Source organism: Streptomyces paradoxus, assembly GCF_014202475.1.
Lineage (GTDB): Bacteria > Actinomycetota > Actinomycetes > Streptomycetales > Streptomycetaceae > Streptomyces > Streptomyces paradoxus.
On sequence record NZ_JACHGV010000004.1, the window covers coordinates 36,127 to 54,681 of the forward strand.

General features: G+C 71.3%; 15 protein-coding genes and 1 tRNA gene. 12 read left to right on the forward strand and 4 right to left on the reverse strand.

Going from position 1 to position 18,555, the window contains the following annotated elements; all coding sequences use genetic code 11:
* Nucleotides 1-328 precede the first annotated feature (328 nt).
* The 3 genes from HNR57_RS14645 (at nucleotide 329) to HNR57_RS14655 (ending at nucleotide 6,577) form a co-directional block, all read left to right on the forward strand.
* Complete coding sequence (locus HNR57_RS14645; protein WP_184560919.1) at nucleotides 329-1,843, forward strand: PP2C family protein-serine/threonine phosphatase; 1,515 nt, start codon at nucleotides 329-331, stop codon at nucleotides 1,841-1,843.
* Between the two features lie 82 nt (nucleotides 1,844-1,925).
* The gene (locus HNR57_RS14650) at nucleotides 1,926-3,410 is read left to right on the forward strand and encodes an aminopeptidase P family protein (protein WP_184560463.1); all 1,485 of its coding nucleotides are present in this window, start codon (nucleotides 1,926-1,928) and stop codon (nucleotides 3,408-3,410) included.
* A gap of 173 nt (nucleotides 3,411-3,583) precedes the next feature.
* Entirely contained in the window at nucleotides 3,584-6,577 is a 2,994-nt protein-coding gene (locus HNR57_RS14655) for a glycine--tRNA ligase (protein ID WP_184560464.1), read from the forward strand.
* A 52-nt stretch (nucleotides 6,578-6,629) separates the two neighbouring features.
* Here HNR57_RS14655 and HNR57_RS14660 read toward each other — a convergent pair whose 3' ends face one another.
* Nucleotides 6,630-7,094: an ATP-binding protein gene (locus tag HNR57_RS14660; RefSeq protein ID WP_184560465.1), complete on the reverse strand. Its 465-nt coding sequence runs from the start codon at nucleotides 7,092-7,094 to the stop codon at nucleotides 6,630-6,632.
* 245 nt (nucleotides 7,095-7,339) lie between these two features.
* Here HNR57_RS14660 and HNR57_RS14665 point away from each other — a divergent pair, with 245 nt between their 5' ends.
* The 9 genes from HNR57_RS14665 to HNR57_RS14705 all read left to right on the forward strand — a co-directional run bounded on the left by HNR57_RS14665 (nucleotide 7,340) and on the right by HNR57_RS14705 (nucleotide 17,123).
* Complete coding sequence (locus HNR57_RS14665; protein ID WP_184560466.1) at nucleotides 7,340-8,158, forward strand: hypothetical protein; 819 nt, start codon at nucleotides 7,340-7,342, stop codon at nucleotides 8,156-8,158.
* 119 nt (nucleotides 8,159-8,277) lie between these two features.
* On the forward strand, nucleotides 8,278-9,021 hold the full coding sequence (locus HNR57_RS14670; protein WP_184560467.1) for a YcnI family copper-binding membrane protein: 744 nt from the start codon (nucleotides 8,278-8,280) through the stop codon (nucleotides 9,019-9,021).
* Between the two features lie 90 nt (nucleotides 9,022-9,111).
* Complete coding sequence (locus HNR57_RS14675; protein ID WP_184560468.1) at nucleotides 9,112-9,765, forward strand: SCO family protein; 654 nt, start codon at nucleotides 9,112-9,114, stop codon at nucleotides 9,763-9,765.
* The gene (locus HNR57_RS14680) at nucleotides 9,762-10,235 is read left to right on the forward strand and encodes a copper chaperone PCu(A)C (RefSeq protein WP_184560469.1); all 474 of its coding nucleotides are present in this window, start codon (nucleotides 9,762-9,764) and stop codon (nucleotides 10,233-10,235) included. The genes HNR57_RS14675 and HNR57_RS14680 overlap by 4 nt, the downstream gene beginning before the upstream one ends.
* 13 nt (nucleotides 10,236-10,248) lie before the next feature.
* The gene (locus tag HNR57_RS14685; RefSeq protein WP_184560470.1) at nucleotides 10,249-12,222 is read left to right on the forward strand and encodes a copper resistance CopC/CopD family protein; all 1,974 of its coding nucleotides are present in this window, start codon (nucleotides 10,249-10,251) and stop codon (nucleotides 12,220-12,222) included.
* Between the two features lie 6 nt (nucleotides 12,223-12,228).
* Nucleotides 12,229-13,518 (forward strand): iron uptake transporter deferrochelatase/peroxidase subunit, encoded by a 1,290-nt coding sequence (efeB, locus tag HNR57_RS14690; protein ID WP_184560471.1) that lies wholly within the window; start codon nucleotides 12,229-12,231, stop codon nucleotides 13,516-13,518.
* Nucleotides 13,519-13,580: 62 nt separating this feature from the next.
* Nucleotides 13,581-14,513: a prephenate dehydratase gene (gene pheA, locus HNR57_RS14695; RefSeq protein WP_184560472.1), complete on the forward strand. Its 933-nt coding sequence runs from the start codon at nucleotides 13,581-13,583 to the stop codon at nucleotides 14,511-14,513.
* Between the two features lie 517 nt (nucleotides 14,514-15,030).
* Nucleotides 15,031-16,308 carry a serine--tRNA ligase gene (gene serS, locus HNR57_RS14700; protein WP_184560473.1) on the forward strand — a complete coding sequence of 426 codons (1,278 nt, stop codon included), beginning with the start codon at nucleotides 15,031-15,033 and terminating at the stop codon, nucleotides 16,306-16,308.
* Nucleotides 16,305-17,123, forward strand: a complete 819-nt coding sequence (locus tag HNR57_RS14705; RefSeq protein WP_184560474.1) for an HAD family hydrolase — start codon at nucleotides 16,305-16,307, stop codon at nucleotides 17,121-17,123. The genes serS and HNR57_RS14705 overlap by 4 nt, the downstream gene beginning before the upstream one ends.
* 21 nt (nucleotides 17,124-17,144) lie before the next feature.
* Here the strand turns inward: HNR57_RS14705 and HNR57_RS14710 are convergent.
* The 3 genes from HNR57_RS14710 to HNR57_RS14720 all read right to left on the reverse strand — a co-directional run bounded on the left by HNR57_RS14710 (nucleotide 17,145) and on the right by HNR57_RS14720 (nucleotide 18,546).
* Nucleotides 17,145-17,231 (reverse strand) — tRNA-Ser (locus HNR57_RS14710).
* Nucleotides 17,232-17,515: 284 nt separating this feature from the next.
* Nucleotides 17,516-17,725, reverse strand: coding sequence for an SGM_3592 family protein (locus HNR57_RS14715; RefSeq protein ID WP_184560475.1), 210 nt, complete (start codon nucleotides 17,723-17,725; stop codon nucleotides 17,516-17,518).
* Nucleotides 17,726-17,826: 101 nt separating this feature from the next.
* Nucleotides 17,827-18,546 (reverse strand): ABC transporter permease, encoded by a 720-nt coding sequence (locus HNR57_RS14720; protein ID WP_104779072.1) that lies wholly within the window; start codon nucleotides 18,544-18,546, stop codon nucleotides 17,827-17,829.
* Nucleotides 18,547-18,555: the final 9 nt, after the last annotated feature.

Below are 18,555 nucleotides of genomic sequence, written 5' to 3' on the forward strand. Positions count from 1 at the left end.
GTCGAAAGCACGGGCGTGGCGTAGGGGTGGCGAAGTATGGCGTTTGCCGTCGCGCGTATTTCTCTCCGCCTCCGCCACGGGAGGATGGGGCACGGTCGTCGGTGGATAGGACGCCCGGTTCCGTCACCAGGTTCCGGGTGGTTCCCAACCACCCCTGGCCTTCACCGAGTACGTACCCATCACGACCGTTGTGACGCTCCGTCGAGCAAGCCCAGTCGACCGCAATAAGCCGTCCCCTGAGGCAGTTTTAAGCCAACTTTGCATTTCCGCAAGAGGAAGGAGAGTTGTTCTCTCGGTCCTCATGGACACCAGGAATCCCGGCAGGACAATGCTGGACATCTCCTCACGAGTGCGTGTACATGTGGAGACACTGCTAGCGACGCAGAATGACATGGGGGTTTGCGATGCTTTTGAGCAGTACGTACCGGTTGGAAGGCCGGACGCCATGAACGCTCCGCACCCTCCGAAAGTGGCTGGAATCGATTCAACGGTTCCGGCGCCCGCACACACTGTCGCGCCCGTGGCGGCAGGTGCGTCCCCGGCCGCTCCCGCGAACCCCCCGCCCCCTCCCGGAGCGGTGCTCCAGGACCGCCTGGCCGGCTGGGTCTCCGACCTCACCACCCTGCACGAGCTCACCGAACGCCTGGCCCGCACGGCCGCACTCGACGAGGCGCTCCAGGAACTGCTGCGGGCCGGCGCCGCCCTCGTGGGCGCCCGGCGCGGCCTCGTCGTCCTGGAACCGGGCGACGGACTCGGCCCCGACACCACCATCGGCCTGGGCCTCGCCCGCGCCGATCTCGGCCACATCGAGACGGTGCCGCGCAGCGCCCTGTCCTACGGCCGGATCCTCGACGGGCTGGCGGGCGGCGAGGGCGGCATCGCCGAACCGGACCTGTTCGCCGTGGAGGGGCTGGACCCCCGCCACCGCGAGGTCGCGGCCCGCCTCGGCTACGCCGCCAGCTACGCCCTCCCCCTGACCGCCGACAGCGCCGGCCGCCTCGGCGTCGCCGTGTGGCTCTACGACGAGCCCGCCGAACCGGGCGAGCGGCAGCGCCATCTCGCCGGCCTCTACACGCGGTACGCCGCCGAACACCTGGCCCGCCTCCTCGAACTGGAACGCACCCGCACGTCGATGGCCACGATGTCGGACGAGCTGCTGCCCGCCCGGCTGCCCCGAGTCGCCGGCGTCCAGCTCGCCGCCCGCCACCGCACGGGCCCGCACGGTGGCGGCGACTGGTACGACGCACTGCCACTGCCCGAAGCCGCCCTCGGCCTGGCCGTCGGGTCCGTCACCGGGTCGGGCCCGAGCGCCGTCGCCGCGATGGGGCGGCTGCGGGCGTCGCTGCGCGCCTACGCCGTGATGGAAGGGGAGGACCCCGTCGCCGTCCTGTCCGACCTGGAGCTGCTGCTGCGGCTGACCGAACCGGCCCGCTCGGCCACCGCCCTGTTCGGCTACTGCGAACCGGCCGCACGCAAGATCACGCTGGCCGGTGCCGGGCACAGCCCGCCGCTGCTGATCGGACCGCGCCGCACCGAGTACGTGGAGACGTCCGTCTCGGCCCCGCTCGGCATGCTCGCCTGCTGGGAGGCGCCCAGCGTGGAGATCCTCGCCGAGCCCGGAGAGACGGTTCTGCTCTACACCGACGGTCTGCTGCACCGCACGGGCGAGGCCACGGACCGCGCCTTCGCCCGGCTGCACGCGGCCGCGGCCGGGGTGCCCCGGGCCCTGCGCGGCGACCCCGGCGCGATCGCAGATCACGTTCTGCGGAGCGTGCTGCCGGACGGGCTGGACGCGGCGGCGGGTGCGGAGGACGTCGTCCTGCTGGCGGTCCGTTTCGAGTAACGCTCCTCGTCATCGCCCCGGGGCCGCTTCCGGGCCGCCGTACAGTGGACGGTGGTCCAGTGCCGTACCGAGGAGGATGACCGTGGCCGAGGAGCTCACACCGGCAGCTTTTGATTCTGCTGCTGACGCAGCGGGCCCGGACGAGAGCGAAGAGCCGATCAAGCAGCGGAAGAACGGACTGTACCCGGGCGTGTCCGACGAGCTGGCCGAGAACATGAAGAGCGGCTGGGCCGACACCGAGCTGCGCGACCTGCAGCCCATCCCCCAGGCCGCCGAGACCGCCGCCCGCCGGGCCGCGCTGTCCGCGCGCTTCCCGGGCGAGCGTCTGGTGATCCCCGCGGGCAACCTGAAGACCCGCTCGAACGACACCGAGTACGCCTTCCGCGCGTCCGTCGAGTACGCCTACCTCACCGGCAACCAGACCGAGGACGGCGTCCTGGTCCTGGAACCCACGGCCGAGGGCCACGAGGCGACGATCTACCTCCTGCCGCGCTCCGACCGCGAGAACGGCGAGTTCTGGCTGGACGGCCAGGGCGAGCTGTGGGTGGGCCGCCGGCACTCCCTCACCGAGGCCGGGACGCTGTACGGCATCCCGGCCTCCGACGTGCGCGAGCTGGCCGGCGCCCTGCGCGAGGCGACCGGGCCGGTGCGGGTCGTGCGCGGTTACGACACCGGCATCGAGGCGGCGCTGACCGACAAGGTCACCGCCGAGCGCGACGAGGAGTTGCGGGTCTTCCTCTCCGAGGCGCGGCTCATCAAGGACGAGTTCGAGATCGGCGAGCTGCAGAAGGCGGTCGACTCGACCGTGCGCGGCTTCGAGGACGTGGTGAAGGTCCTCGACAAGGCCGAGGCGACCTCCGAGCGGTACATCGAGGGCACGTTCTTCCTCCGCGCGCGCGTGGAGGGCAACGACGTCGGCTACGGCACGATCGCCGCCGCCGGGCCGCACGCCTGCACACTGCACTGGGTGCGCAACGACGGGCCCGTGCGGTCGGGCGACCTGCTGCTGCTCGACGCGGGTGTGGAGACGCACACGTACTACACGGCCGACGTGACGCGCACACTGCCGGTCAACGGGCGGTTCGACGCGATCCAGCGCAAGATCTACGACGCCGTCTACGAGGCCCAGGAGGCCGGGATCGCGGCGGTGAAGCCGGGCGCGAAGTACCGCGACTTCCACGACGCCGCCCAGCGGGTGCTGGCCGAGAAGCTCGTCGAGTGGGGGCTCGTCGAAGGGCCGGTCGAGCGGGTGCTGGAGCTCGGGCTGCAGCGGCGCTGGACGCTGCACGGAACGGGGCACATGCTCGGCATGGACGTGCACGACTGCGCTGCCGCGCGGGTCGAGGCGTACGTGGACGGTGTCCTGGAGCCGGGGATGTGTCTGACCGTCGAGCCCGGGCTGTACTTCCAGGCCGATGACCTGACGGTGCCGGAGGAGTACCGCGGCATCGGGGTGCGGATCGAGGACGACATTCTCGTCACCGAGGACGGCAACCGGAACCTCAGTGCGGCGCTGCCTCGGAAGTCCGACGAGGTCGAGGAGTGGATGGCCTCCCTCAAGGGCTGAGTGCTGCCCGCGGGTGCGTGGGGGCGGGTCGCGCACTCGCGGCGGAGCCGCTTCCCGGTGAAGGAGCCGGGGACGTCCGACCGGCCGGTCAAGAAACAGCAGGTCAGCGGTAGTTGACGTATGAGATCATGGCCGACCTTGCCGGGCCGACTCGGGGAACGGGCGCGATCACCATGAAGAACGTTCAGACGGCGCTGACCATGCAGGACGCCATCCTCACCCTGCAGAAGTACTGGAGCGACAACGGCTGCATGATCACGCAGCCGCTGAACACCGAGGTCGGAGCCGGTACGGCCAACCCGGCCACGGCACTGCGGGTGCTCGGTCCCGAGCCGTGGAGCGTCGCCTACGTGGAGCCGAGCGTGCGGCCGGACGACTCGCGCTACGGCGAGAATCCCAACCGGCTCCAGACCCACACCCAGTTCCAGGTGATCCTCAAGCCCGACCCGGGCAACCCGCAGGAGCTGTACCTGGGCAGCCTCCGCGCCCTGGGTGTGGACCTGAACGCCCACGACGTGCGGTTCGTCGAGGACAACTGGGCCTCGCCCGCCCTCGGCGCCTGGGGGCTGGGCTGGGAGGTCTGGCTGGACGGCATGGAGATCACCCAGTTCACCTACTTCCAGCAGGTCGGCGGTGTCGCCCTGGACCCGGTGTCGGTGGAGATCACGTACGGCCTCGAGCGCATCCTGATGAACCTCCAGGGTGTGTCCCACTTCAAGGACATCGCGTACGCGCCGGGCATCACCTACGGCGAGGTGTTCGGGCAGAACGAGTACGAGATGAGCCGCTACTACCTCGACGACGCCGACATCGACACCAACCACCGGCTGTTCGAGTCGTACGCGGCCGAGGCCCGGCGCCTGCTGGACCTGGAACTGCCCGTGCCTGCGTACACGTACGTGCTGAAGTGCAGCCACACCTTCAACGTGCTCGACGCGCGCGGTGCGATCAGCACCACCGAGCGGGCCAAGGCGTTCTCGCTGATGCGTGGCCTGACGCACGAGACGGCCAAGCTGTGGGAGCGGCGGCGGGCCGCGCTGGAGCACCCGCTCGGGCTGGCGGCGGCGCCGGCTCCGGCCGAGCGGGCCCCGCTCCCCAAGGTGCCCGGCGCCGAGACGCTGCTGTTCGAGATCGGCGTGGAGGAACTGCCCTACGCCGACGTCCCCGCCACCACCGAAGCCGTGCGCGAGTCGGTCACCGCCAAGCTCGCCGCGACCCGGCTCGGGCACGGCGCGATCACCGTGATGGCCACGCCGCGCCGGATCGTGATCACGGTCGACGGTGTGCAGCCGCGCGAGCGGGACACCATGCGGACCGTGCGCGGGCCCAAGGTCGCCGCCGCCTACAAGGACGGCGCGCCCACGGCCGCGCTCCTGGGCTTCGCCCGCAGCCAGGGCGCCGAACCGGGCGATGTGCGCGTGGTCGAGGCCAATGGGGTGGAGTACGTGGCGGTCACCCGTCACGAGGAGGGGCGGCCGGCCGTCGAGGTGCTGAGCGACCTGCTGGCCGAGGTCGTCTCCGGGCTGCGGGCCGGGCGCAACATGCGCTGGAGCGATCCCGGGCTGTCGTTCTCGCGTCCCGTGCGCTGGCTGCTCGCCCTGCTGGGCCGTACTCCCCTGCCCGTGGTGGTCTCCTCCCTCTCCGCGAGCGACACGACGCGGGTGCAGCGGCAGGCCCCCTACCCGGAGGTCCGGGTGACCTCCGCCGAGGGCTATCCGCACTTCCTGCACATGCACGGCATCCTGCTGGACCGCGAGGCCCGGCGCGGCGCCGTCGTTCGCGGTGCCCTGGAGGCCGCCGCCGAGGTGGGCGGGCGCATCGACGTGGAGGGCCAGGCCGGGCTGATCGACGAGATCACCGACATCCTGGAGTTCCCGTACGCCGTGCGGGGCTCGTTCGACGAGCGCTACCTCGAACTGCCCGCGAGTGTCCTGACCACCGTGATGCGCAAGCACCAGCGCTATCTGCCGGTGCTGGACGGCGAGCGGCTCATGCCGCACTTCGTGACCTTCGCCAACGCCCTGTGCGACGACGACGTGGTGCGGGCGGGCAACGAGGCGGTGCTGCGGGCCCGTTACGAGGACGCCGCGTTCTTCTGGCGGGCGGACCTGAAGGTGGCGCCGGAGGAGTTCCGGCGGCGGCTGGACAAGCTGACCTTCGAGGACCGCCTCGGCACGGTCGCCGACCGTGCGGTCCGGCTCGCCTCCCTCGCCCAGGACCTGGCCGGACGGGCCGGGCTCCCGGAGGAGTCGGTGGAGGTCGTGCGGCGGGCCGGTGCCCTGGCCAAGTTCGACCTGGCGTCGCAGATGGTGATCGAGTTCTCCGGGCTGGCCGGGGTCATGGCGGAGGAGTACGCCCGCCGGTCCGGCGAGTCCGAGGAGGTCGCCCGGGCGCTGGCCGAGATGGAGCTGCCCCGCTCCGCCGGCGGCGCCCTGCCCGCCGGGGACGCGGGGGCCGTGCTGTCCCTGGCCGACCGGTTCGACCTGGTGACGGGCATGTTCCTCATCGGCGCCGCACCGACCGGGAGCTCCGACCCGTACGGGGTGCGCAGGGCGGCGATCGGGCTGCTCAACGTGCTGCGGAGCCTGCCCGCCGTGGCCGGGGTGCGGGTGAGCGAGGGGCTGCGCGCGGCGGCCGTACGGTATGCCGCGCAGGGGGTCGAGGTGCCCGCCGAGCGGGTCGCCGAGGCAGCCGAGCTCATCACCCGGCGCTATGAGCAGCAGCTCACCGACGCCGGGCATGAGCACCGGCTCGTCCAGGCCGTGCTGGTGTGGGCCGACCGGCCCGCCCACGGCGATCGCACGCTGGCCACGCTGGAGCGGCACATCGGCAGCGAGGCGTTCGAGGCACTCGCCGCCGCGTTCCAGCGGGTGGTGCGCATCCTGCCCGAGGGCGGTGTCGAGGCGGCGGATGTGTCCTTGCTGACCGCACCCGCGGAACTGCGTCTCGCCGAGAGCGCACAGGACGTGCGGCAGACGCTGCAGGGCCGGGAGGACGATCTCGGCGCGCTGATCGAGGTCTCCGCCCCGCTGGTCGAGGCGATCGGCGTCTTCTTCGACAAGGTACTGGTGATGGACCCCGACCCGGCGGTCCGGGCGGCGCGGCTGGCGCTGCTGACGGAGGTGGCGGGGCTGGCGCGTACGACTCTGGACTGGGGGGCGCTGTAGGACGGCCGGTCACGGGCGGTGTTTCACGTGAAACACCGCCCCGCCGGGGAGGTCAGACCGCCATCAGCGGGGCGTCGGAACGCCACTTCAGGACCTTGTCGAAGCTCACCACGGCTCCGCCCCGGCCCGGCTTGTTGCCGATGTGGACGTGGTCGGCGAGCTCCTCGATGAGACACAGCCCCCGGCCGTTCTCCGCGTCGGAGTGCGCGGGACGGACCGGCGGACGGGACCGCCCGGCCGAGGCCGCGGGGAACCCCGGGCCCGCGTCGGCGACCTCGATCCGGCACTTCTCGCCGTCGAGGTACGCGGTGACCCGGTACGCCTCCGAACCGGGGCCGCGCCCCGTGTCCCCGCCGTGCTCCACGGCGTTCGCGCACGCCTCGCTGAGGGCGACGGAGAGGTCGTAGGAGATGTCGGGGTCGACGCCCGCAGTCTCCATCGTGCCGATCAGCAGGCGGCGGGCGAGCGGCACGCTCGCAGCTTCGCGCCGCAGATGGAGTGACCACCAAATGCTCATGCTCCAGCCTCCTGGCTGCGGCTCGACATACCGTTACGTATTGCCCTCACCGCCCCTGTGTAAGCGTGAAGTTGACGTGACGCCGCCCATACGGCGGATGCGCGCTGGTCCTGATCGGTGTATGTGGGGGGCAGACATCGGTGCATCCAGGGGCGCGCGGGGCCAGAGCGTGACGTTCCGGTCGTACGGCATCTTGTGGACCTGCCGCACGGGGCCTGCGGGGCCAGTGCGATGATGAGCCCGCCATGACTGCCCCCCACGCGCGCACGATGCGCTCCGGACACACGCTCCGGATCCTGCGGGCCGCGGTGTTCGCCGCGGTCTGCGTCGTGCTGGCCGGCGCAGGTCACGCGCTCGCCTCCTGCGACGGCATTCCGCTGTGGACGCTGGGCGCCGGGTTCCTCGGGGTGGCCGCGGTGACGGCCCCGCTCGCCGGGCGCGTGCGCTCCCTGGCGGGGATCACCGGGATGCTCGCGGTCGGCCAGACGGTGCTGCACACGCTGTTCGGCCTCGGCCAGCACGGTACGGCCGCCGTCACGTCCTCGGCGCCGGCGGGCGGAAGCGACGCCGCGCTGGTCCAGCAGGCCGCGCGGTTCGTGTGCGGCACGACGGCGGCGGCGATCAGCCCGGCGCAGGCCCACAAGATCCTCACTGAAGCCCGGATCCAGCCGTCCCCCGGGGCGCACACCCATCTGCCCGCGGACGCCGTGTCCGAGTCGGCCTCACTGTGGCCGTCCCTGCCGATGCTGCTCGGTCACGTCCTCGCGGCGCTCGCCGCCGGCTGGCTGCTGCGCCACGGCGACCTGGCTCTGCTGCGGCTCACCGAACTGTCGGCGCAGGGAGTCCGCGAGGGGGCGCTCGTGCGCTCCCTGCGGACCGCTCTCAGGCTGGTACGCGCCCTGCGCGCCGGGCTCCCGGGAGCCCCGGAGGCACGCCCGCGCCCGGCGTGCGCCGCGCGGCCCGCGCCCCCGATGCCTCACACCCTGGCCCTCCAGCACACGGTGATCCGGCGCGGCCCGCCGGCCGCCACGGCTTCCGCAGCCGCACTCGCCCTAGCCGCCTGACGCGACGCGACCACCAGCACTCCGCTCCCGCGGAGGAGGGGCCGCCGTCGTGCGGCACGCGCGTGTGCGCGCATCCCTCCTTCCACATCCAGACCGAATCACAGCGGAGTGCCCCTTCCATGAAGGCTTCCCGTATCGCCGCGGCCGGTGCCGCCGCCGGTATCACCGTCCTCGCCCTGTCCGCCCCTGCCTTCGCGCACGTCAGCGTGCAGCCCGAGGGCACGGCCGCCAAGGGCGGCTACGCGGTCGTGAACTTCAAGGTCCCCAACGAGCGTGACGACGCCTCGACCACCAAGCTCGAGGTCACCTTCCCGTCCGACCACCCGCTGGCCTCCGTCATGCCGGAGCCCATGCCCGGCTGGAAGATCGAGGTCACCAAGTCCAAGCTGGACAAGCCGCTGGAGATGCACGGCGAGAAGATCACCGAGGCCGTCACCAAGGTCACCTGGACCGCCGACGGCAAGGGGATCGAGCCCGGCTACTTCGAGAAGTTCCCGCTCTCCGTCGGCCAGCTGCCCGAGGACACCGACGAGCTGGTCTTCAAGGCCCTGCAGACGTACTCCAACAAGGAGGTCGTCCGCTGGATCGAGGTGCCGCAGAAGGGCCAGGAGGAGCCCGACAACCCGGCCCCGGTGCTGGAGCTGTCCGCCGCCTCCGAGGACGGGCACCACGACTCGGCGGCCGGCGACGACTCCGACGCCAAGTCGGCCGAGAAGGCCTCCGCCGAGACGGCCGCCTCCGACTCCACCTCCTCCGACAGCACCGACACCACCGCCCGCGTACTGGGCATCGTCGGCATCGTGGTCGGCGCGGCCGGTGTCGCCTACGGCGTGCTCGCCGGGCGTAGGCGCACCGGCGCCTGAGGCTCTTCCGTTGACGGCGCGCGCCGGACCCCCGCCTCCGGGCGAGGGCCCCGGTGCGCGCCGGGTCACCGACATCTGGGACATTTTTCTATGCGCACCAAGACCTTCGCCGCGGCCGCACTGCTCGCCGCCGCCTCCCTGACCCTGACCGCCTGCGGCAGCGGCGACGACAGCAACAAGCCCGTCGCCGTGGTGTCGGAGGAGGCCGGAACCGACAAGGCCGCCACCGTCCTCGACAAGCCGTTCGAGAAGCCGGACCTGGTCCTCACCGACACGCAGGGCAAGAAGTACGACCTCCGCAAGGAGACCAAGGGCAAGCCCACGCTGATCTACTTCGGCTACACCCACTGCCCCGACGTCTGCCCGCTGACGATGAACAACATCGCCGTCGCCAAGAAGCAGCTGCCCAAGGCCGAGCAGGACGAACTGCGCGTGGTGTTCGTCACCACCGATCCCAAGCGCGACACCTCGGCCGAACTCGGCAAGTGGCTCAAGGGCATCGATTCCAGCTTCGTCGGCCTCACCGGCGACTTCGCGACCATCCAGGCCGGCGCCCGCACCCTCGGCATCTCCATCGAGCCGACCACGAAGGACAAGAACGGCAAGCTCGTCTCCGAGCACGGCACCCAGGTCATCGCGTTCTCCCCGAAGACCGACGGCGGCTACGTCCTCTACGGCGAGGACGCCACCGTCGACGACTACACCAAGGACCTCCCCAAGATCGTCAAGGGGGAGAAGCCGTGAGGCTCAGGCTCGGCCCGCCCGCCCTCGTCATAGCCGGAGCCCTGGCCCTGGCGGGCTGCGGCGGCTCGGACTCCGGCGGCGACAGCGACTCGGGGAAGCCGGAACTCTCCGTCGGCTCCGCGTACATGCCGCAGCCGGTGTCCGACGACATGGCGGCCGGCTTCCTCACCGTCACCAACAAGGGCGGTGCTGCCGACGACCTGACCTCGGTCACCAGCGATGTCGCCGGGCAGGTCACCGTCCACGAGACCGTCGACGGAGCCATGCAGGAGGTCAAGAGCCTGAAGATCCCCGCGGGCGGCCGGCTGGAGCTGAGGAGCGGCGGCGACCACCTGATGTTCGAGCAGCTCAAGCGCAAGCCGAAGGAAGGCCAGACGGTCTCCGTCGAGCTGCGCTTCGCCCACTCCGCCCCCTTGAAGGTCGAGATGCCGGTGAAGCCGGCGACCTACACCCCGAAGACCGGACACTGAGGGAGGGACCCCTGTGACGCAGACCATCGCCCCCCGCGTCCGGACACTGGTGCTGCTGCTCCTGGCCGCGGCCTGCGCACTCCTCGCCGGAGCCGGCCCGGTCTCCGCGCACGCCGCGGTGACCGGCAGCGACCCCGGCCAGGGGGCGGTGGTCGACAAGGCCCCGGCCCGGATCTCGCTCACCTTCTCCGAACAGGTCGCGTTGTCCGACGACTCGCTGCGTGTACTCGACCCCGAGGGCAAGCGCGTCGACACCGGCAAGCCCTCCAACGTCAGCGGCACGACGTACGCCGTGCCGCTGCACTCGGGCCTGCCCGACGGCACCTACACCGTGGCCTACCAGGTCGTCTCGGCGGACAGCCATCCCGTCGCGGGCGCCTACACCTTCTCCATCGGCGCCCCCTCCAAGACGTCCGTGTCGGTCTCCGGACAGTCGGCCGACGACGGGATCGTGGGCTGGCTGTACGGCTTCGGCCGCTACGTGTCGTACGCCGGGTTCATCGTGATGGCCGGCGGCGCCGCCTTCGTGCTCGCCTGCTGGCGGCACGGTTCCGGGGTGCGGCCGGTGCAGCGGTTCGTCGTCTCCGGGTGGGTCGCGCTCACCGCGGCGACCCTCGCCCTGCTGCTCCTGCGCGGCTCCTTCACGGGCTCCGGGAAGGTCGCCGACATCTTCGACCTGTCCCTGCTCGGGCAGGTGCTCCAGACCAAGACCGGCGCGGCCCTGGTGTCCCGGCTGCTGCTGCTCGCCGCGGCGGCCCTGTTCATCGCCGTACTGTTCGGGGCCTATGACAAGCGGGAGGACGCCCAGGAGAAGCGGGACCTGACCTTCGGGCTCTCGATCGGCGGCGTCGTCGTGGCAGCCGGGCTCGCGGCGAGCTGGGCGATGTCCGAGCACGCCTCGGTCGGCCTCCAGGCGGGCATCGCCATGCCGGTCGACGTGCTCCATCTGCTGGCCGTCGCCGCCTGGCTCGGCGGACTGGGCGCGCTCCTGGTCGCCCTGTACCGCGCGCCCGCCGACACGCCCGTCGACCGGCCGGCCGTACGCCGCTTCTCCCAGGTCGCCTTCGGCAGCGTCCTCGTCCTGATCGCGACCGGCACGTACCAGTCCTGGCGCCAGCTCGGTTCCTGGTCGGCCTTCACCGACACCCGCTACGGCCGGCTCCTGCTGGCCAAGATCGGCCTCGTCGTCGTCATGGTCGGCGTCGCGTGGATCTCGCGCCGGTGGACGGGACGGCTGGCGGAGACGGCGCCGGTGGAGGCAGCGGCGGTACGCGAGAAGGAGCGGGTGGGCGCGGGGACCGAGACGGCTGGTGACGTGGACACCGCTGCCGTCGGCGACGGTGACGCCCCTGCCGAGGGCCAAGGCGAGGGCGACCTCGGCACCGACGAGCACCCCGGCACCGAACGTGCCGCGCAGCTCGCCCGGCAGCAGGCCGCCCGGGACGCCGCACGGCAGAAGCGGATGCGGGACGCGGACCCGAACCGCTTCGGGCTGCGGCGCTCCGTACTGGCCGAGGCAGGCATCGCGGTCGTGCTGCTCGCCGTCACCACCGTGCTGACGCAGACCGAGCCGGGACGCACCGAGCAGGAGGCCAAGGCGGCCTCCTCGTCCGCCGCGTCCGCCTCGTCGGACACGGGCGCGTCCGGGGCGCTGACCCTGGACATGCCGTTCGACACCGGCGGCGAGGACGGCAAGGGCATCGTCACGATCGACCTCGACCCCGCCCGCGTCGGCGACAACGAGATGCACGTCTTCGTGGAGCGGCCCAATGGACGGGCCTTCGACATCCCCGAGGTGAAGGTCGAGTTCACCCTCAAAGCCAAGGACATCGGGCCGCTGCCCGTCGTCCCCGACCACATCGCTACCGGACACTGGTCGGCGAACGGAGTGCAGATCCCCATGGCCGGCGACTGGCAGGTCGACGTGACCGTGCGGACCTCCGACATCGACGAGGTGACCGTCTCCAAGAACGCGCAGATCGGCTGAACGACCATGCCTGACCAGTCCCTTCCCAAGGCCCGTACCCCCGAGGTCACCCCGGGGGAGCGGGAAGCGGCCTCCGCCCACGAGGGCATCTCACGGCGGCGGCTGCTCGGTACCGCCGGTGCCACCGGACTCGTCCTCGGCACGGCGGGCGCCGCCGTGGGATACGCCGCCGCTCCCTCCGAAGCCGCAGCTCCGCTCACCTCCCTCGGTACGGACCGGGCGATGTTTCACGGGAAACATCAGCCCGGCATCACCGACGGCCTCCAGGCACGCGGCCACGTCGTCGCCTTCGACCTGGCGGCGGGCGCCGGGCGCAAGGAGGCCGCCGCACTGCTCCGCCGCTGGTCGGAGACGGCCCGGCGGCTGATGGCGGGCGAGCCGAGCGCCCACGACGACACCGACGTGGCCCGCGACGCCGGACCCTCGTCCCTGACGATCACCTTCGGATTCGGCCACAGCTTCTTCGCCCGGACGGGCCTGGAGGAGCAGCGCCCCACCGCCCTGGACCCGCTGCCCGAGTTCTCCTCCGACCACCTCGACAAGAACCGCAGCAACGGCGATCTCTGGGTGCAGATCGGCGCCAATGACGCCTTGGTCGCCTTCCACGCCCTGCGCGCGATCCAGAAGGACGCGGGCCGGGCCGCCAAGGTGCGCTGGCAGATGAACGGCTTCAACCGCTCCCCAGGCGCCACCTCCCACCCCATGACAGCCCGCAACCTGATGGGCCAGATCGACGGCACCCGCAACCCCAAGCCGAGCGAGGCCGACTTCGACCAGCGCATCTTCGTCCCCGAAAAGGGCGAACCCGCCTGGATGGCGAACGGCTCCTACGCCGTCGTACGCCGGATCCGCATGCTCCTCGACGACTGGGAGAAGCTCTCCGGCAAGGCGCAGGAGGACGTGATCGGGCGCCGCAAGTCCGACGGGGCGGCGCTCTCCGGGGGCGACGAGACGACCGCGATGGACCTGGAGAAGACGGACGCCAAGGGCAACCTGGTCGTCCCGATCAACGCCCACGCCCGCATCACACGGCCCGACCAGAACGGCGGCGCGGCGATGCTCCGCCGCCCGTTCTCCTTCCACGACGGCATCGACAACGACGGGGTGCCCGACGCGGGTCTGCTCTTCATCTGCTGGCAGGCCGATCCGCTGCGCGGCTTCGTGCCGGTGCAGCGCAAGCTCGACCGCGGCGACGCCCTGTCGCAGTTCATCCGGCACGAGTCGAGCGGCCTGTTCGCGGTGCCGGGCGGGGCCGCGGAGGGAGAGTACGTGGGGCAGAAGTTGCTGGAGGGGTGAGAGCCGCGCTCTGTACGGGCTTGTGGGGGATAGCGCTTCCGCGAGCCCATTAGGGTGAGGTCATGCCAGCGAGCTATGCGTATCTCGGCCCCGAGGGCACCTTCACCGAAGTCGCCCTGCGCACGCTTCCCGAGGCCGCCACCCGGGAGCTGATCCCGTACGTGTCCGTCCAGTCCGCACTCGACGCGGTACGCGCCGGCGAGGCCGAGGCCGCGTTCGTGCCGATCGAGAACTCCGTAGAGGGCGGCATCACCACCACCCTGGACGAGCTGGTCGCCGGCGCCCCGCTGATGATCTACCGCGAGGTGCTGCTGTCGATCACCTTCGCTCTGCTGGTCAGGCCCGGCACGAAGCTGTCGGACATCAAGACCGTCTCCGCCCACCCGGCGGCGCAGCCGCAGGTGCGCAACTGGCTGAAGAAGCACCTGCCGGACGCGCACTGGGAGTCGGCCGCCTCGAACGCGGACGCCGCCCGCCTGGTCCAGGAGGGCCAGTACGACGCCGCCTTCGCGGGTGAGTTCGCCGCGGCCCGCTACGGCCTGGAGGCCCTGGAGACCGGGATCCACGACGCGGAGAACGCCCAGACGCGGTTCGTGCTGGTCGGCCGGCCCGCCCGGCCCGCGGCGCCGACCGGCGCGGACAAGACCTCGATCGTGCTGTGGCAGCGCGACGACCACCCCGGCGGTCTGCGCGACCTGCTGGGTGAGTTCGCCACGCGCGGCATCAACCTGATGCTGCTCCAGTCCCGGCCCACCGGCGCGGGCATCGGCAACTACTGCTTCTGCATCGACGCCGAGGGCCACATCTCCGACCGCCGGGTGGCCGACGCCCTGATGGGCCTGAAGCGGATCTGCCTCCAGGTGCGCTACCTCGGCTCCTACCCGCGCGCGGACGTGCGTCCGGGGGACGTGCAGCCACCGCGCCTGGGGACCTCCGACGACGAGTTCATGGCGGCGGCGGACTGGGTCGCGCGGTGCCAGGACGGCCGCTTCTAGCCTGTCGTACCTGCTGATAGTCGTTATCCACAGAAGTTTTCCACAGGTCCGCTTCTCGACCTGGGGACAAGTCGACAACGAAGCATGAGTCAGTCGACAAATCGCCCTACAGGCCCTTGATGCGTCCATCGGCGGGCAGGTCACCCTTCGTCCACCGTTTTCCCTTGCGTAACTCTTAGGGGTGACCCATTTCCACTCGAAAGTGAGGGTAAAGCGGGTTTGCCGAGGGAATTCTGAGGGGTGGCCGAGCCTTCCGGAGTGATCAATTCCGAAGTCCACAGATCTTCCACACAGCCTGTGGATAACTCTGCGGGGGTGTGGATGGCTGTGGACAACTCAAGCCCAAGTCCCGCTCGCCGCAAGGGATTCACGTCAATATGGAGCCCACCAAGTGCCTCGTGCAGGGGACAGGGGACCGTTTTATTGACACTGCACGTAATTCACCCATAACGGTACGTATGCCGCACCCGCAATAGTGAGTCGTAGGCGGTCACCCCACACCGGTAGCCTTGGGCGCGTGATTGACCTTCGCCTGCTCCGTGAGGACCCCGACCGTGTGCGCGCTTCGCAGCGCGCCCGTGGAGAGGACGTCGCGCTCGTCGACGCCCTCCTGTCTGCCGACGAGCGGCGCAGGTCGTCCGGCGTCCGCTTCGACGAGCTGCGCGCCGAGCAGAAGGCACTCGGCAAGCTCATCCCCAAGGCGGCCGGCGACGAGAAGGCCGAGCTGCTGAAGAAGGCGGGCCAGCTCGCCGCCGACGTCAAGGCGGCCGACGCGGACCGCGACGCGGCCGCGACCGAGACGCAGGAGCTGCTCCAGCGGCTCGGCAACCTCGTCCACCCGGACGTGCCCGTGGGCGGCGAGGAGGACTTCGTCACGCTCGAGACGCACGGCACGATCCGCGACTTCGCCGCCGAGGGCTTCGAGCCCAAGGACCACCTGGCGCTCGGCCAGAGCCTCGGCGCGATCGACGTCGAGCGGGGCGCCAAGGTTTCCGGCTCGCGCTTCTACTTCCTGACGGGCGTCGGCGCTCTGCTGGAGCTCGCCCTGGTGAACGCGGCGATGGCGCAGGCCACCGCGGCCGGCTTCACCCCGATGCTCACCCCGGCGCTGGTCCGTCCCCAGTCCATGGCGGGCACGGGCTTCCTCGGCCAGGCCGCGCAGGACGTCTACCACCTCGCCGACGACGACCTCTACCTGGTCGGCACGTCCGAGGTGGCACTCGCGGCGTACCACATGGACGAGATCCTCGACGCCGACCGCCTGCCCCTGCGCTACGCGGGCTTCTCGCCGTGCTTCCGCCGCGAGGCCGGTTCGCACGGCAAGGACACCCGGGGCATCTTCCGGGTGCACCAGTTCGACAAGGTCGAGATGTTCTCCTACGTCGCTCCCGAGGACTCGCAGGCCGAGCACCAGCGCCTGCTGGAGTGGGAGAAGCAGTGGCTGACCTCGCTGGAGCTGCCGTACCGCGTGATCGACGTGGCGAGCGCCGACCTGGGTGCCTCGGCCTCCCGCAAGTTCGACTGCGAGGCGTGGATCCCGACCCAGGGCAAGTACCGCGAGCTGACCTCGACCTCGGACTGCACCGAGTTCCAGTCCCGCCGCCTGTCGATCCGCGTCCGTGAGGGCAAGCAGGTCCGCCCGCTGGCCACGCTCAACGGCACGCTGTGCGCCGTGCCGCGCACGATCGTGGCGATCCTGGAGAACCACCAGCAGGCCGACGGTTCGGTGCGCGTGCCCGAGGTGCTGCGTCCCTACCTGGGCGGCCGGGAGGTCCTGGAGCCGGTGGCCAAGTGAGCGACACGGCTTCCCCGGGCGCCTTCCCCTACCGGCTCGTCGCCACCGATCTCGACGGGACGCTGCTGCGCTCCGACGACACGGTGTCGCAGCGTACGCGTGACGCGCTCGCCGCTGCCACGGCGGCGGGCGCCGCGCACATCGTCGTCACCGGCCGGGCCGTCCCGTGGACCCGGCACATCCTCGACGACCTCGGCTACCAGGGCCTGGCCGTGTGCGGCCAGGGCGCTCAGGTCTACGACGCCGGGGCGCACCGCCTGCTGACGTCGGTGACGCTGGACCGGCAGCTGGCCGGGGTGGCACTGGCCAAGATCGAGGCGGAGGTCGGCCCGCTCCACCTGGCGGCGAGCCGCGACGGCCTGGACGGCGAGGTGCTGGTGGGCCCGGGCTACGCGGTCCAGGGCACCCTGCCCGCCACGCCCTTCACGGACGCGTCCGACCTGTGGACCGCGCCCCTGAACAAGCTGTACATCCAGCACCCGACGCTTTCCGACGACGAGCTCTGCGAGGCGGCGACGCGCACCGCCGGTGGTTTCGTCACCGTCACGATGGCGGGCGCGGGCATCGTGGAGCTTCTCCCCCTCGGTCTGTCCAAGGCGACGGGGCTGTCCCTGGCCGCCCGTCGGCTCGGTCTGAAGGCGGCCGACACGATCGCCTTCGGCGACATGCCCAACGACATTCCGATGTTCGCCTGGGCCTCCTACGGCGTCGCCATGGCGGACGCCCACGAGGAACTGAAGGCGGTGGCCGACGAGGTGACGTCCTCCCACGACGAGGACGGCATCGCGGTGGTGCTGGAGCGGTTGCTGGGCTGAGCCTTCGTAGCGTGTGCGCGGCGGAGGATGCACGGATCGAACGTGCGCGGGCCTTTCGACCCGACCATGGCTTAGCAAGCCAGTGCCTTACCACTCGGCCAATCCTCCGGGTGGGCGGCCTCACGCGATGTGCGATTCGCGTGCTCGAAGCGGCCGCCCCGGGCAGCTCCCCGTGTGGGGCGGGTTCAACGGAGGGGTAGCGACTACTCCGGATCCCGCCGCGGGCTGCCCTGAAGGGAGCTGGACGTACTGCCGTGCATGGACATCGTCCCGCTCCTCTCCCAGACCGTGGCGCCGGGCTCCTCGCCCGGCCGTGACGACATCCACTGTGCCCGCCGGGTGAAGGGGGCGCCACCGATTAAATCGGCGGTCGATCCGTGGTGGTGGTCCGGCTACTTCCTGCGCCATCTGCGCCGCCGGGACTTGCTGAAGAACCAGCCCGCGGGCGGCTCGTCGGAGCGCCAGGGCTGCGGCTCCGGTTCCTCGCGCCGCCACTTGGCGGCGAGCATCCGGGCCCGGGCGGACGGCTCGGAAGTCCCGGCGGAGCGTATGAAGTCCTCATCCAGTACGACGTCCTCGAAGTCGTCCTTCTCGCTCGCCATCCCCGTCCTCCCGGCCGTCCAACTCCCGTTGTGATTCCCCTAGATCCCGTTCGCCCAGTGTGCCCGGACCGAGGTGAAGCCCCGGTCAAGGCCGGGGCACGTCACTCCTCGCCGGCGAGCGTCAGGGAGCGCAGCTTCTGCCCGGCGAACCAGGTGGCCAGCACCGTGACGGCCACCAGCAGCACCGTCGCCGTGGTCAGCCCCACGTCCGAGGAGACCAGGTCACCGCCGGACACCTTCTGGGCCACCGCCAGCGACCACTGCTGGACGCTCAGCGTGCGCGCGCCCGGCACCAGGGAGCCGAACAGGGCCTCCCAGACCAGGGCGTAGACCAGCCCGAACACCACCGCGTGCCGGGAGACCGTGCCGAGCAGCAGGAACAGGGCCGCGTAGGCGATGGACGCGACCAGGGCGGCCACCGTGTAGGCGACGGCGACCTGCTGGCCGTTGCCGTTCAGGATGAAGCCGGCGATGAGCGTCGGCACCGCGGAGAACACCATGGTCACGGCGATCGCGACGATCAGCTTGGTGAAGATGATCGTCGGCCGTTTGATCGGCTTGGACAGCAGGTACACCACCGAGCCGTCGTCGATCTCCGGGCCGATCGCACCGGTTCCGGCGATGACGCCGATGATCGGCACCATCGTGGCGAGGGCGAGCCCGCCCAGCAGATCGGACGCCGTCTGGTCGTCCGCGCCGGCCAGGGCGCGCACCGCCACGGCGATCACGATCAGCAGCATCGGCAGGGCGCCGAGGATGAGGGCCCGGCGCCGGCCGAGCAGGGCCCGGTAGGTGAGCCGGGCGACTGTGGGGTCGTACATCAGGGCCTC

Bases quoted from the DNA above. Each gene is read 5' to 3' on its own strand.
- pheA (WP_184560472.1), top strand. From the start codon at position 13,581: ATGCCAGCGAGCTATGCGTATCTCGGCCCCGAGGGCACCTTCACCGAA.
- HNR57_RS14645 (WP_184560919.1), top strand. From the start codon at position 329: ATGCTGGACATCTCCTCACGAGTGCGTGTACATGTGGAGACACTGCTA.
- HNR57_RS14655 (WP_184560464.1), top strand. From the start codon at position 3,584: ATGAAGAACGTTCAGACGGCGCTGACCATGCAGGACGCCATCCTCACC.
- HNR57_RS14660 (WP_184560465.1), bottom strand. From the start codon at position 7,094: ATGAGCATTTGGTGGTCACTCCATCTGCGGCGCGAAGCTGCGAGCGTG.
- HNR57_RS14675 (WP_184560468.1), top strand. From the start codon at position 9,112: ATGCGCACCAAGACCTTCGCCGCGGCCGCACTGCTCGCCGCCGCCTCC.
- efeB (WP_184560471.1), top strand. From the start codon at position 12,229: ATGCCTGACCAGTCCCTTCCCAAGGCCCGTACCCCCGAGGTCACCCCG.
- HNR57_RS14720 (WP_104779072.1), bottom strand. From the start codon at position 18,546: ATGTACGACCCCACAGTCGCCCGGCTCACCTACCGGGCCCTGCTCGGC.
- HNR57_RS14715 (WP_184560475.1), bottom strand. From the start codon at position 17,725: ATGGCGAGCGAGAAGGACGACTTCGAGGACGTCGTACTGGATGAGGAC.
- HNR57_RS14665 (WP_184560466.1), top strand. From the start codon at position 7,340: ATGACTGCCCCCCACGCGCGCACGATGCGCTCCGGACACACGCTCCGG.
- HNR57_RS14670 (WP_184560467.1), top strand. From the start codon at position 8,278: ATGAAGGCTTCCCGTATCGCCGCGGCCGGTGCCGCCGCCGGTATCACC.